At 72.6% G+C, this 13999-nt stretch carries 8 protein-coding genes; 3 read left to right on the top strand and 5 right to left on the bottom strand.

The window, feature by feature from the left end; genetic code table 11:
- Window positions 1-11: 11 nt before the first annotated feature.
- Complete coding sequence (locus ACZ4E1_RS09040) at window positions 12-800, bottom strand: GntR family transcriptional regulator (RefSeq protein ID WP_467537259.1); 789 nt, start codon at window positions 798-800, stop codon at window positions 12-14.
- A 147-nt stretch (window positions 801-947) separates the two neighbouring features.
- Here ACZ4E1_RS09040 and ACZ4E1_RS09035 point away from each other — a divergent pair, with 147 nt between their 5' ends.
- Together ACZ4E1_RS09035 and ACZ4E1_RS09030 are read left to right on the top strand one after the other, a co-directional pair.
- The gene (locus tag ACZ4E1_RS09035) at window positions 948-1802 is read left to right on the top strand and encodes a (2Fe-2S)-binding protein (RefSeq protein ID WP_467537257.1); all 855 of its coding nucleotides are present in this window, start codon (window positions 948-950) and stop codon (window positions 1800-1802) included.
- Between the two features lie 209 nt (window positions 1803-2011).
- Window positions 2012-3100 carry a DUF2637 domain-containing protein gene (locus ACZ4E1_RS09030; RefSeq protein WP_467537255.1) on the top strand — a complete coding sequence of 363 codons (1089 nt, stop codon included), beginning with the start codon at window positions 2012-2014 and terminating at the stop codon, window positions 3098-3100.
- A gap of 48 nt (window positions 3101-3148) precedes the next feature.
- Here the strand turns inward: ACZ4E1_RS09030 and ACZ4E1_RS09025 are convergent, their stop codons facing one another.
- The gene (locus ACZ4E1_RS09025; RefSeq protein ID WP_467537253.1) at window positions 3149-3634 is read right to left on the bottom strand and encodes an ATP-binding protein; all 486 of its coding nucleotides are present in this window, start codon (window positions 3632-3634) and stop codon (window positions 3149-3151) included.
- 193 nt (window positions 3635-3827) lie between these two features.
- On the opposite strand from ACZ4E1_RS09025, the gene ACZ4E1_RS09020 reads away from it, so the two are divergent.
- Entirely contained in the window at window positions 3828-6890 is a 3063-nt protein-coding gene (locus ACZ4E1_RS09020; protein ID WP_467537251.1) for an alpha-mannosidase, read from the top strand.
- A gap of 6 nt (window positions 6891-6896) precedes the next feature.
- Here the strand turns inward: ACZ4E1_RS09020 and ACZ4E1_RS09015 are convergent, their stop codons facing one another.
- The 3 genes from ACZ4E1_RS09015 to ACZ4E1_RS09005 all read right to left on the bottom strand — a co-directional run bounded on the left by ACZ4E1_RS09015 (window position 6897) and on the right by ACZ4E1_RS09005 (window position 13936).
- Window positions 6897-8642, bottom strand: a complete 1746-nt coding sequence (locus ACZ4E1_RS09015; protein WP_467537249.1) for a pyruvate dehydrogenase — start codon at window positions 8640-8642, stop codon at window positions 6897-6899.
- A gap of 91 nt (window positions 8643-8733) precedes the next feature.
- A complete protein-coding gene (locus ACZ4E1_RS09010; RefSeq protein WP_467537247.1) occupies window positions 8734-10041 on the bottom strand; it encodes a protein phosphatase 2C domain-containing protein in 1308 nt (435 codons plus the stop codon).
- Between the two features lie 148 nt (window positions 10042-10189).
- On the bottom strand, window positions 10190-13936 hold the full coding sequence (locus ACZ4E1_RS09005) for a S8 family peptidase (protein WP_467537246.1): 3747 nt from the start codon (window positions 13934-13936) through the stop codon (window positions 10190-10192).
- Window positions 13937-13999 lie beyond the last annotated feature (63 nt).

Here is a 13999-nt window from a genome sequence, read left to right as displayed (position 1 = left end):
GACGGGACCCGTCAGATCGTGGAGGCGTGGGGGCCGTAATGGGCGGACAGGGTCAGGGAGACCGCGGCCAGGTCATGGGACTCCAGCGCGTCCAGCAGCGCCACGTGCTGCGCCGCGTCACCGACCAGATCGACCCCGGCCCACACCACCCGGCGCCGAAGGTCGTCCGCGACGCGTACGAGCTGCTCGTTACCCGAAAGGCCCAGTACCGCCCGATGAAAAGCGCGGTCCGCGTCGGCGTACCGCGCGACGTCCCCGGCCCGGGCAGCGGCCAGCGTCTCGAGCGCGGCGGCACGCAGGCCACCCCACCGCGCGGGCGCCACGGTGCGGGCCAGTCGCGACACCACCGGCACCTCGACGAGCGCCCGCACCTCCGCCAGCTCCGCGAGCTCGCGGGCCGTCCGTGCCGTGACGCGGAAGCCCCGGTTCGGCACGACTTCGACGGCCCCCTCGCGGGCCAGCTGCTGCATCGCCTCCCGGACCGGCGTGGCCGAGACCCCGAACCGCTCCCCCAGGGCCGGCGCCGAGTACACCTCGCCGGGCGCCAGCTCGCCGGAGAGCAGCGCGGCCCGCAGCCCGTCGAGCACCTGCCCCCGCACGGAGGACCGCTCCACGGTCCCGCGCAGGGCGACCCGGGGCGCGGGGGGCTCACTGTGCGTGTGCTCGCCCCGGCTCTGCTCCGGCACCGTCGGCACGGGCTCCGCCGAAGCCGAAGCCGCAGCCCCGCGGCCGTCGAGCGAACCCGGCGAACCCGCAGACGCGTGCGCCGCGCGCCCCCCGATCTGCTCGACCCCGGTCATCCGCTTCCCCGCCGTTCCTTGCCGTTCCTCGCCAATTTGTCCGAACCCAACCCAGAACCATAGGCCGCCCGGCCCGCAGTTCAAACCCCGAAACCTTCGGGTAAGGTAAGGCTTACCTGCAAACGATCGTGATTCGGTGGTCCCTGCATGACCCTCGTCACCCCGGCGCCCGCCGCGGCGCAGAGCGCGGTCTCGACCGCGTACGCCCGTCTCACCGAGGTGTTCCCGAGCCTGCGTGTCATCGAGCTCGACGCCGGCGCCCCGCTCCCCGCGGAGCCCGGCTGGGTCCGCACCGAGCAGCTCGCCGAGGGCGGCGCCGCACTGGACGGCTTCCTCGCCTGGGACGACGCGCAGGTCGTCAAGGACTACGGACAGCGGGCCCGCCCGGACGTCGTCGCGAGCTTCGGCCTGCACCGCTACGCCTGGCCCGCCTGCCTGCTGATCACGGTCCCCTGGTTCCTGCACCGCCGGGTGCCCCGCTTCCCCGCAGCGCACGTCTCGTTCCAGCGCGCGCTCGGCCGGATGGCCGTACGGGTCACCGATTTCGCCTGCCTGCCCGACGACCCGGCGGCGGCACAACCCGGCGCCCGGGTCGTCCCGGACGAGGAGGCGCTGCGCGCCGAGGTCCGGGCGGCGGTCGCGGAGCACCTCCAGCCCGTCCTGAACGGGTTCGGCCCCCGGATGCGGCGCGGCCCGCGCGCCCTGTGGGGCATGGCGACGGACGAGATCGTCGAGGGCCTCTGGTACGTCGGCCATCTGCTCGGCAAGGAGCGCCGCGCGATGGCCGAGCTGGCCGAGCTGCTGCCGGGCGCGACCAAGCCCTACGTCGGCAAGGCGGCGTTCCGTGAGCTGACCGGACCCGACGGCCGGCCGCTGCCGACCCGCGACCGGGCGAGCTGCTGCCTCTTCTACACGCTGCGGCCCGAGGACACCTGCGTGACCTGCCCGCGGACCTGCGACGCGGACCGCGTCACGAAGCTGACGGCGACCGCCGCGGCCTGAAGCGCACCCCCCCTCACCCGAACCACCCGTTCGGGTGAGGAAAATCGAACTCAACTCTCATCCCTGCGAGGGGAGTTCGAGCGTACGGCCATTTTGCGCGCCCCCTTGCACTCCAATGGCGTTCTCTTGTCCCGAATCCCCCCTGCGGGCTCGGACGGCTGGGCCACTATGGCGCCCGAAAAGCCCTATCGCGACGCAAGGGACCCCAGATGAGACTGACCGACATATCGCTGGACTGGCTGCTTCCCGGCGCCGTACTGCTCCTGGGCATGCTGGCGGCGGTGGCGGTGCTCGCGCGCGGCAGGCGCGCCGGGGACGGCAAGAAGGGCGCTTCGGCCGACGAGTCGTGGGAGCGCAGCGAGGAGCGCCGCAGGCGCAAGGAGGCCCTCTACGGCTCCGCTTCCTATCTGCTCCTGTTCTGCTGTGCGGCGGTCGCCGCCGCACTCTCCTTCCACGGCCTGGTCGGCTTCGGCCGGCAGAACCTGAGCCTGTCCGGGGGCTGGGAGTACCTCGTCCCCTTCGGGCTCGACGGCGCCGCCATGTTCTGCTCGGTGCTCGCGGTGCGCGAGGCCAGCCACGGTGACGCCGCGCTCGGCTCGCGCATACTCGTGTGGACGTTCGCCGGCGCCGCCGCCTGGTTCAACTGGGTGCACGCCCCGCGCGGCCTCGACCACGCGGGCGCGCCGCACTTCTTCGCGGGGATGTCCCTGTCGGCGGCGGTGCTCTTCGACCGCGCCCTGAAGCAGACGCGCCGCGCGGCGCTGCGCGAACAGGGCCTGGTGCCGCGGCCGTTGCCGCAGATCCGGATCGTCCGGTGGCTGCGCGCGCCCCGGGAGACGTACAGCGCCTGGTCGCTGATGCTCCTGGAGAACGTGCGGACGCTCGACGAGGCCGTGGACGAGGTGCGCGAGGACAAGCGGGAGAAGGCCCAGGAGCGGACGCGGCGGCGCGAGCACGAGAAGCTGGAGCGCGCGCAGCTGCGGGCGCTCAGCCGCGGGCACCGCACGTATCTGAGCCGGGCCGACGCCCCGGAGGCCGAGGCGGCGGCGGTACCGGCCGTGACGGCGGGCGGCGGCGCCCCGCAGGGGGGCACGGAGCCCGCCATATCGCCGGGAACCCAGCCCTCCCAGGAGCAGCTGCCGCTGCGCGCGCGGCCCTCGCTGCAAGCCGTCAAAGGAGGCGCTGACCAGAAGCCGGCGGTGACCGTCGACCTCACGGCGGAGGACGACACGCAGGCGCTGCCGCGGCTCGACACCCTGGAGCAGAAGCTCAAGGACCTGGAGCAGCAGTTCGGCTGACGCCCGGTCCCATACCGCGCGCCCCGGCGACGCCGCCCGACCCCGTGGTCAGGCGGCGTCGCCGGTGAGCTCGAACCACACCACCTTGCCCGGATCGCCGGCGCCCGGCGTGCTCACGCCCCACGCGTCGGCGAGCGACTCCACGAGGAACAGGCCCCGGCCGTGCGTCCCGTCGTCGGCGGGCCGGGTGCGCGGTTCGGGTCTGCGTCCCGTGTAGTCCCTGACCTCGACCCGCAGTCCGCCGGGCCGCACGGTCGCGGTGATCTCGGCCTCGCGGTCCGTGTGCACCAGTGCGTTCGTGACGAGTTCGCTGGTCAGCAGCTCGGCGATCTCCGACTGTCCGGGGTCGCCCCAGTGCCGCAGCAGTTCGCGCACCGCCCGGCGGGTCTCGGGCACGGCCCGCAGGTCCGCCCGGCCCAGGGTGCGTCTGAGCTGGTGCGCTTCCTCCTCGTCCGCCGCTTTCGCGTCCTGTATGGCTGTCGTCGTGGTGCTCCCGACACTCACCGGTGAGCCCCCTCGTGCCTGCCGTCCCATTCCCCCGCCCACACGCCGATCCCGGTGCCTTCCTCGCTCTGGACTCGTCCCACCCGGTCTGTTCTCGAACGCGTACACGCAATGCATGCCCATGTGCCCTGTCCGCACTCTTGTTGATTCGTCCACCACTTCGTCCGGGTAGGGAAGCCGGGGAAGCATCCGGGCCTCGGGAAGATCGGAAGAAGGAGCCGCCGTGCACGACGACCGACACCTCGTGGAAGGCCGCCTGGAGCGGGCGATGCGCCAGTTCGTGCGCCCGGCCCGGTACACCGACAGGGTTCCGCTGTCGCTGAGCGTGTGGCACGCGCCCGGTGAGCCGGTCCCGGTGGCCGAGGCGCTGGCGGGGACGTACGCGCCCTTCGAGCCCGGCACCGCCTGGGGCGCGCCCTGGTCGACGAGCTGGTTCCGGCTGGCCGGTGAGGTGCCGCAGGCGTGGGCGGGGCGGCATGTCGAGGTGGTCGTGGACCCCGGATTCAGCGGCGACGGCCCCGGTTTCCAGGCCGAAGGGCTGCTGTACGACGCCTCGGGCGTCCCGCTCAAGGGCATCCATCCGCGCAACCGCCATCTGACGGTCGCCGAGCGGGCCACGGGCGGCGAGCCGGTGCACCTGCTGCTGGAGGCGGCGGCCAATCCGGCGGTCCTGCGCGACTTCGAGCCGACGTTCCTCGGTGACGTGCGGACGGCCGGCGACCGCCCGCTGTACCGGTTCCGCTCCGCCGACCTCGCGGTGCTCGACGAGACCGTGTGGCATCTGGTGCTCGACGTCGAGGTGCTCACGGAGCTGATGCACGAGCTGGACCCGGACCGGGCCCGCCGCCACGAGATCCTGCGCGCCCTGGAGCGGATGCTCGACGCGCTCGATCTGCACGACGTGCCGGGTACGGCGGCCGGCGCCCGCGCCGAGCTGGCCGAGGTGCTGGCCCGGCCCGCGCACGCCAGCGCCCACCGGGTCTCGGCGGCCGGGCACGCGCACATCGACTCGGCGTGGCTGTGGCCGCTGCGCGAGACGGTCCGCAAGGCCTCGCGTACGTTCGCCAACGTCACGGCGCTGGCCCGCGACTACCCGGAGCTGGTCTTCGCGTGCTCGCAGGCCCAGCAGTACGCGTGGGTGAAGGAGCACCAGCCGCACATCTGGGAGCGGATCAAGAAGGCGGTGGCGGACGGCAACTGGGCGCCGGTCGGCTCGATGTGGGTGGAGTCGGACGCGAACATGCCGGGCGGTGAGGCGCTGGCCCGGCAGCTGGTCCACGGCAAGCGGTTCTTCCTGGAGGAGCTGGGCGTGGAGACGGAGGAGATCTGGCTGCCGGACTCCTTCGGGTACACGGCCGCGTTCCCGCAGCTGGCGAAGCTGGCGGGCGCGAAGTGGTTCCTCACGCAGAAGCTCAGCTGGAACCAGACGAACAAGATGCCGCACCACACCTTCTGGTGGGAGGGCATCGACGGCACCCGCGTCTTCACCCACTTCCCGCCCGTGGACACCTACAACTCCCAGTTCCACGCGGCCGAACTGGCCCACGCGGAGCGGAACTTCGCGGAGAAGGGCGCCGCCTCGCACTCCCTCGTGCCGTTCGGCTGGGGCGACGGGGGCGGCGGTCCGACCCGCGAGATGCTGGAGAAGGCGCGCCGGCTGCGCTCCCTGGAGGGCTCCCCGCGCGTCGAGATCGAGAAGCCCGGCGCGTTCTTCGAGACCGCGTACGCGGAGTACGGGGAGCGGGCCCCGGTGTGGTCCGGCGAGCTGTATCTGGAGATGCACCGGGCGACGTACACGACGCAGGCCAAGACGAAGCAGGGCAACCGGAGGTCCGAACACGCGCTGCGGGAGGCGGAGTTGTGGTGCACGGCCGCCGCCCTGCGCGATCCCTCGTACGTCTATCCCTACGAGGAGCTGGACCGGATCTGGAAGACGGTGCTGCTGCACCAGTTCCACGACATCCTGCCCGGGTCCTCGATCGCGTGGGTGCACCGGGAGGCGCGGGAGACGTACGCGCGGGTGCTGGCGGAGCTGGACGGGATCACGGCACAGGCGGTGGGGCGGCTCGGCGGGGGCGGCCCCGCGGTGCTGAACGCTTCGCCGTATCCCCGCAGTGAAGTCGTCGCGTACGACGGGCAGTTGGTGCGCGTGGATGTCGACGGGCTGGCCGTACGGTCGCTGGACGGGGAGGTCACGGCCCCGCAGGGGCCGGGCGCGCACGCGGCGGCGACGGTCGACGACGGGGCGATCGTCCTGGCCAACGAGCATCTGGCGGTCGCCGTGGACCGTGACGGGCTGCTCGCCTCCGTACGGGATCTGGACCACGGCGGCCGGGAGGTCCTCGCGCCCGGCGCGCGCGGCAACCTGCTCCAGCTGCACCCCGACCATCCGACGCAGTACGACGCCTGGGATCTGGACGCGCACTACCGGCACACCCGCACCGATCTCACCGAGGCCGAGTCGGTGGGGCTGGTGGAGGAGGGGCCGCTGCGGGTCGCGGTACGGGTGGTGCGGAGTTTCGGGGCGTCGCGGATCACGCAGGAGTACCGGCTCGCGGCGGGCAGCCGGCGGCTCGACGTGGTCACGGACGTGGACTGGCAGGAGTCGGAGAAGGTCCTGAAGGCGGCGTTCCCGCTGGACGTGCACGCGGAGCGCTCGACGGCCGAGATCCAGTTCGGCCACGTGAACCGGGCGACGCACGCCAACACCGGCTGGGACGCGGCCCGTTACGAGATCTGCGCGCACCGCTGGCTGCGGGTCGCGGAGGACGGCTACGGGGTGGCGCTGCTCAACGACTCGACGTACGGGCACGACGTGACGCGCACCCCGCACGAGCGGGGCCTCGGCACGACGGTGCGGCTCACGCTGCTGCGGGCGCCGCACAGCCCCGACCCGGAGACCGACCTCGGCACGCACCGCTTCACGTACGCGCTGCTGCCGGGGGCGGGCACGGGCGACGCGGTCGCGGAGGGGCTCGCGCTCAATCTGCCGCTGCGGATCGCGCCGGCGCCCACGCTCGCACCGCTCGTGTCGGTCGACGACCCGGCGGTGACGATCGAGTCGGTGAAGCTCGCGGAGGACCGGAGCGGCGAGGTGATCGTGCGGCTCTACGAGTCGCGCGGCGGGCGCGCCGCGGCGACGCTGACCGCGTCGTTCCCGGTGGCGGGCGCCGACGAGACAGACCTGCTGGAACGGCCGCTGCGGCCCGCCGCCACCTCGGACCGCGGGCTCACGCTCGACCTGCGGCCGTTCCAGATCCTGACGCTGCGGCTGCGGCCGGCGTGAGGAGGGTCAGGGCCGGGGCACGTTGCGGAGGTTGGAGCGGGCCATCTGGACCATCCGGCCCACTCCCCCGTCGAGCACGATCTTGGAGGCGGACAGGGCGAAGCCGGTGACCATCTCGGCGCTGATCTTCGGCGGGATGGACAGCGCGTTCGGGTCCGTGACGATGTCGACGAGGGCCGGGCCCTCGTGCTTGAAGGCGTCCTTCAGGGCGCCCGCGAGCTGCTTGGGCTTCTCGACGCGGACCCCGTAGGCGTCGGCGGCGCGGGCGACGGCGGCGAAGTCGGGGTTCTTGTTCGTGGTGCCGTACGACGGGAGCCCGGCCACCAGCATCTCCAGCTCGACCATGCCGAGGGAGGAGTTGTTGAACAGGACGACCTTCACCGGCAGGTCGTACTGGACGAGGGTGAGGAAGTCACCCATCAGCATGGAGAAGCCGCCGTCGCCGGACATCGAGATCACCTGGCGGCCGCGGTCGGTGAACTGGGCGCCGATGGCCATCGGCAGCGCGTTCGCCATCGAGCCGTGCGAGAAGGAACCGATCACGCGGCGGCGGCCGTTGGGCGAGATGTAGCGGGCGGCCCACACGTTGCACATGCCGGTGTCGACGGTGAACACGGCGTCCTCCGCGGCGAGTTCGTCGACGACGGAGGCGACGTACTCGGGGTGGATCGGGACGTGCTTCTCGACCTTGCGGGTGTAGGCCTTGATGACGCCTTCGAGGTGGTCGGCGTGCTTCTTCAGCATCTTGTCGAGGAAGCGCCGGTTCTCCTTCGGCTTCACGCGCGGGGTGAGACAGCGCAGGGTCTCGCGGACGTCGCCCCACACGGCGAGGTCGAGGGTGGAGCGCCGGCCGAGGTGCTCGGGCCGCACGTCGACCTGGACGATCTTGACGTCCTTGTGCGGCAGGAACGCGTTGTAGGGGAAGTCGGTGCCGAGCAGGATCAGCAGGTCGCACTCGTGGGTGGCCTCGTAGGCGGCGCCGTAGCCGAGCAGGCCGCTCATGCCGACGTCGTACGGGTTGTCGTACTGGATCCACTCCTTGCCGCGCAGGGCGTGGCCGACCGGGGACTTGATCTTCCCGGCGAACTCCATGACCTCGGCGTGCGCGCCCGCGGTGCCGCTGCCGCAGAACAGGGTGATCTTCTCCGCCTCGTCGATCATCTCGACGAGTTTGTCGATCTCGGTGTCGCCGGGGCGGATGGTGGGCCGTGAGGTGACGATCGCGGTCTCGACGGACCGCTCGGGCGCCGCCTGGTCCGCGACGTCGCCCGGCAGCGTGACGACGCTGACACCCGACCGACCGACCGCGTGCTGGATGGCGGTCTGGAGCACGCGCGGCATCTGCTGGGGGCTGGAGATCATCTCGCTGTAGTGCGAGCACTCCTGGAAGAGCCGGTCGGGGTGGGTCTCCTGGAAGTAGCCGAGGCCGATCTCGCTGGAGGGGATGTGCGAGGCGAGCGCCAGGACGGGCGCCATCGAGCGGTGCGCGTCGTAGAGGCCATTGATGAGGTGCAGGTTGCCGGGCCCGCAGGACCCGGCGCAGGCGGTCATCTTTCCGGTGATCTGGGCCTCCGCGCCGGCCGCGAACGCGGCGGTCTCCTCGTGCCGTACGTGGATCCAGTCGATGGCGCTGTTGCGGCGGATGGCGTCGACGACCGGGTTGAGGCTGTCGCCGACGACTCCGTACATGCGCCTGACGCCCGCGCGGACGAGGATGTCGACGAACTGCTCGGCGACGTTCTGCTTGGCCATGACTCACGCGCCCCTTCGGAACCCAGATCGCTGTATGCCCACTTCTGTCCAGGTTCCATGAATTCATACGGGGCGCCGTCCCGCCTCCCGGTCACGCCTCCCAGACGGCCGCGGCCGTGCGGTCGTCGGCGTAGCCCTTCACCCTGACCTGGGCGTCCGCGAGGAACGCGGTGAGGCCCGGGGGCTCGTCGGGCGCCCAGCGGCCCGCGAGGTGCCGGGCCAGTTCGGGTTCGCCGCGCAGCGGTTCGGCGAGGCCCGCCGTGCACAGCAGCAGGGTGTCACCCGGTCGGGCGACGGAGGCCCGGAACAGGAAGGGGGCGCGGGGCGGTTCCGGGGCCGGTTCGTAGGGGCTGGGCGGGGTGGTGATGCCGAGGTCCATGGTGAGCCGGTCGCCCTCGGGGGTCGCTTCGGGGGGCGCGGCCCCGAACCCGACGACGGGGGCGCCGGTGCTCTGCTCGGCGACGCTCGGCTCGATGTCCTGCCAGTCGCCGTCGCGCAGCCGGAACAGTCCGCCGCCGCCCACCCCGAAGAAGACGCGGGTGCGGCACCGGGGGTCGGCGGGGACGAGCAGGCAGCGCAGGGTCGCGGCGTACGCGTCGGGGTCCAGGCCCTGCTCGGCGGCGCCGGCCCGCAGCTTGCCGAGGCTGCGGTCGGTGAGCCGGTGCAGCCCCGATTTGAGGTCGCCGCGGCGTCCGGTGCGGATGTCGTCGGCGAGCCGGGCGTGGCTGAGCCCGACGGCCCGCCCGATCCAGTCGACGGCCTCGGCGGCGGCGCGGTGGGCGCCCGGGACGGCGCGGGTGCCGGTGGCCATGGCGACGAGGATCAGCGCCCCGGTGCCGCTGCCGAACCGTGCGGTGAGCAGGCTGTCCCGTCTCGGCTCGCCCCGGTAGCGGGCGGAGTCCCCCCGCACGGAGACGGCCCGCAGGGTGCAGGCCCCGTACCGGGCGCCGTCCAGGACCGTGTCGGCGACGAGGTCGTCGAGGTCCTCTGGGTCGGCGGCGGGCAGCGCGGTGGGTTCGGCGTCGTAGGTGGGCGGGCCGTCTCCTACGTAGGCGACCCCGACGGGCTCGGGTTCAACGGGCTCGGCTTCGGCTTCGACCGGATCGGCGGCCTCCGGTACGGCACGGGGCGCCGGGACCGGGCCGGGCACGAACGTGCGGACCCCGAAACCGCCCCCTTCCGGCGCGGGCTTCCCGGGCTCGTCGGACGCATCGCGCTCCTCGGGCTCGCCCGGCGACGGAGCCGCGAGCGCGCCGGCCGAGGCGAAGCGGTCGTCGAGGGTGTCGGCCGCCGGGGTGGGGCCGGTGTCGTCGACGGCGCGCTCGTTCTCGTACAACTGCCCCCACCAGTCGTCCTCCTGGAGCGGTCGACCGACGGGCCTGTCCCCCTGCTGACTCATGCCCTTATTGTCCACAGCACGGGGCGTACGAAAACGGGGCATCAGGAAATTCGGGCACGAAAATGGTCCGCCGGGCGGCCCCACCCCCCACGGGAGGGCCGCCCGGCGGACCGGTTCAGGTGACGCGTCGAACCTTCGAGCTAGCGCGCTAGCGCACGTCGTAGGCGCGGCGGACGGTCTGGGTGACCGCGTTGCCCTTCGCGTCGGTCAGGGTGACCTTCACCGTGACCTGCTTGCCGGTGGCGCCGGTGTGGTCCACGGTCGCGGTCCAGGCGCCGTCCTTCTGCGCCGTCGTGGCCTCGGTCCAGGTCTGGCCGTCGTCGTACGAGTAGGAGAGGGCGACCTGCGTGAGCCTGCCCGGCGTGTAGCCGGTGTGGCCGGTGACCGAGAGGCCGATCCGCTGACCGTCCTTCGCGGGAAGCGTCTTCAGTCCGTCCTCGGGGAGCGTGAGGTGCGGGAAGAGGAGCGGGATGCCCTGCGAGTAGACGTTCTCGTCGCGGTGGGAGCGGAAGGACCAGGTGGTCGTGGTCTGCGCGGACCGCTTCCAGACCCCGCTGTTGTCCAGCTTCATCGTGTTCAGGGTCATGTCGTACGCGGCGTCCTCGGCCGGCACGTCGAAGACCCCGGACGGCCAGGCGCTCTGCCCGATCAGCTTGCCGTCGGCCTTGAGCGTCATGCTGCCCAGGTCGCCGAACGAGCCCTGCATGCCGAAGTGTTCACCGTCACCCCAGAAGCCGGGCGCGACGCCGATCAGGTCGCCCTGGCGTTCGGCGGCGAGCACCTGCTTTCCGTCGCCGTCGAGCGGGGTGGTCGGGGCGACGACCCCGCCGTACCACTCCTCCGTGCGCCGCTCGCCCTTCTCGTACGTGCGCACCGGGTCGACCATGAACTCGCCCCAGGGGAAGCTGCTGGACACCATGTGGCCGTAGCCGGTGTCACCGGCCGAGAACAGCTCGGTGCGGGTGAACGGGGCGGGGACGGTGGCGAACTCGCCGAAGCTCGCGGTCAGTCCGCTCGGGCGGACCATCGAGGGCAGGTCGACGTAGTCGGCGGTGGTGCCCATGCCGCGGTAGGTGGCGCGGTTCGTGGCGAGGTCGCGGTCGCGAACCCGGTAGACGCGCTCTTCGCGGACCTGGGTCTCGGGGAAGGCCAGTGTGTAGACGTACGGGCTCTTGGCCGTGGCCTTCCAGCGCAGGGTGGTCTCTCCGGCGGCGACGCGCGCGGCGAGGTCCGTGCCCTCGGCGGTCTCCAGGGCGAGGACCGGGAGGGGTCCGCCGACGAAGCCGACGCTCGGGTACCAGCGGCCGGCCGCCTCGCGGTAGAGGACGAGGCCCTTGACCCCGGCCTTGGCGGCGGTCCGCGCGAGGGTGCTCACGGAGCCGCCCTCGGGCAGCTTGACGAGCGCCAACTTGCCCTTGGCCGCCGCGAGTTCCTCGGCGGTGCCGCTCTTGCCGTCGACGAGGGGAGCGGAGTCCTCGCCGTCGAGGTTCATGGAGCTGGTGGAGCCGGTCGTCGGGTGCAGCACGGGGCCGCCCTCGACGGCGAGTTCGGTGATCTGGGGCGCGGCGGCGCGCCAGAAGCTGTCGAACTCGAAGTCGCCGTCCTGGGCGCGGCCCCGGACGTCGGCGTAGTAGGCGTTCAGGCCGCGGCCGCCCTGGATGGTGGCGCCGTGCAGCCAGTTGTCCCAGGTGCGGGCGAACCCGAGGGTGGCGCCGCGGACTTCGGTGGGCCGTTCGGTGCGGATGCCGAGCCGGTGCGCCTCGCGGGCGTCGAGGACGACGGTGGTGTCCTTGGTGATGTTCACCTGCGGGCGGCCGAGGAAGGTCGCCGAGTCGGCGGCGGTGCCGGTCGCGGTGGGCGTCTCCACGAAGCTCGACAGGAAGTAGGCGCCGGGGCGGATGCGGTAGGTCTGCTCGGTGGCGCCGTCGTTGAAGCGGCGTTCGCCGGAGGCGTCGTCGGTGCCGATGAGGTCGACGGAGGTGCTGCCGGCGGCGGGTTCGCCGCGCCGGTCGAGGATCTTGACCTTGAGGGTGACGGTCTCGGGCTCCACGTACAGGGAGAACGGTGTGCTGATGTGCGTCCCGCCGGGGCCGGTGGCGAGGACGCGGCCGGTGACGTCGCCGTACTGGGCGGCCTTGAGCTCGGCGCTCGGGTCGACGGTCAGCGGGACCTTGACGGTGTCGCCGGTGGGGACGGTGACGGTGCGCTCGCCCAGCTTGGCGACCTGGCTGCGGACGGTGGAGCCGTCGTTGCCGGTGACGCGGTCGACGGAGAGCTTCAACTGCACCGGCTTGTCGGTGGTGTTGGTGTACGGCACGGTGACGTCGGTGCGGTCGGCGCTGCTCTGCGGCCAGGTGAAGGTGCCGCCCTGGACGGCGTCCGTGCCGATGACCTTCTGGTCGACGGCGGCCTTCACGTCGAGCCGTCCGCCGCCGGTCTCCCGGACGTCGCCGGGGATGTCGGACTTCGCGGAGGAGACGAGCGCCTCCTTGATCTGCCGTGCGCTCCAGTCGGGGTGGCGCTGCTTGACGACCGCCGCGGCGCCCGCGACGTGCGGGGTGGCCATCGACGTACCGCTCATGGACTGGTACGCGTACACGCCCCGGCCGCCCGCGGCGGCGGCGGAGATGGCGACGCCGGGGGCGGCGATCTCCGGCTTCAGGGTGTGGGTGCGCTGCACAGGGCTGCGGCTGGAGAAGTCCGCGGTGGTGTCGTCGCGGTCGACGGCGCCGACGGTGAGGACCTCGGGGACGCAGCCGGGCGAGGACACGGTGTTGTTGCTCGGGCCGGAGTTGCCGGCCGCGATGACGAAGAGGGTGTCCTTCGCGGACCGCGCGAGTTCCTGGGTGGCCTGCGCCATGGGGTCGGAGCAGTCGAGCTCGGACGGGTTGCCGAGGCTCATGGAGACGACGTCGGCCTTCTGGTCGACGGCCCACTGCATGCCGGCGATGATCCAGGAGGTGGCGCCCTCGCCGTAGTCGTTGAGGACCTTGCCGTGCAGCAGGGACGTGCCGGGGGCGACGCCCTTCTTCTTGCCGTCGCTCGCGGCGCCGGAGCCGCCGACGGTGGACGTGGTGTGGGTGCCGTGACCGTGGTGGTCGTCGGTGTCGGCGGAGTCGGTGAAGTTCTTCGACTCGGCGATCCGGCCCTTGAGGTCGGGGTGTTCCGCGTCGACGCCGGTGTCGAGGACGGCGACCTTGGTGCCCTTGCCGTCGTATCCGGCGGCCCAGGCCTGGTCGGCGTTCACCTGCTTGGTCGACTTGTCGAGCAGGGCCTCGACCTTGGCGTCGAGCCACAGCTTCTTGAGGTCGCCGGTGCTGCGGGACTTCGGGTTCGTGAGGTCGGCCCAGAAGGAGGCGGCCTTCTTCTTGTCGGCCTTGAGGGCGACGCCGTCGACCGGTTCGAGGACCTGGCCGCGTTCGGCGCCGCGCGGGGTGGCGGGCACGGCGCGCTGTACGTCGACCGACCGGTCGTAGGTGGCGATGAGCGGCAGCGTCTCGCTGTGCGCGTCGTCGTAGCCCTGCCGGATCAGGCCGGTGACGTTGAAGAGCTCCTCGTCGACGCGTCCGGCGGCGAGCGCCTCGACGGCGCCGGCCGGGTACACGTAGAGGTTCTTGCCGGACTGCCGGGTCTGGAGCAGCGGGGTGCTGCCGTCGTCGGCGGGCAGGGCCGTGGCGGTGGTGGTGCCGTCGGCCGCGGTGACGACCTGGACGCGGTCGCCGGTCACCAGGGTGACGGTGGCGGTCGTGCCCTTCTTGGCGGCGGCCTGGCTGCCCACCAGGGGCCGTCCGCCGTCCGGGGCCGCCCCCTCCGCGGCCCCGGACGGAACGGCCGCCGTGACGGCCAGGACTACGGCGGTCGCCGTGCCCAGGACCCCACGCGATATCGGACGCATCGCTCGCTCTCCCCACATGAATGCGCAGGTGAATACGGGGCAAACCACGTATTCCCGGCGGGT

It is taken from the genome of Streptomyces sp. NPDC025806 (genome assembly GCF_055558275.1).
This window is presented reverse-complemented; position numbering and strand designations above follow the sequence as displayed.

What these genes read in the sequence shown, in the direction of transcription:
- ACZ4E1_RS09030 (WP_467537255.1), top strand. Translation starts at nt 2,012, where the DNA reads ATGAGACTGACCGACATATCGCTGGACTGGCTGCTTCCCGGCGCCGTA.
- ACZ4E1_RS09010 (WP_467537247.1), bottom strand. Translation starts at nt 10,041, where the DNA reads ATGAGTCAGCAGGGGGACAGGCCCGTCGGTCGACCGCTCCAGGAGGAC.
- ACZ4E1_RS09005 (WP_467537246.1), bottom strand. Translation starts at nt 13,936, where the DNA reads ATGCGTCCGATATCGCGTGGGGTCCTGGGCACGGCGACCGCCGTAGTC.
- ACZ4E1_RS09040 (WP_467537259.1), bottom strand. Translation starts at nt 800, where the DNA reads ATGACCGGGGTCGAGCAGATCGGGGGGCGCGCGGCGCACGCGTCTGCG.
- ACZ4E1_RS09035 (WP_467537257.1), top strand. Translation starts at nt 948, where the DNA reads ATGACCCTCGTCACCCCGGCGCCCGCCGCGGCGCAGAGCGCGGTCTCG.
- ACZ4E1_RS09015 (WP_467537249.1), bottom strand. Translation starts at nt 8,642, where the DNA reads ATGGCCAAGCAGAACGTCGCCGAGCAGTTCGTCGACATCCTCGTCCGC.
- ACZ4E1_RS09025 (WP_467537253.1), bottom strand. Translation starts at nt 3,634, where the DNA reads ATGGGACGGCAGGCACGAGGGGGCTCACCGGTGAGTGTCGGGAGCACC.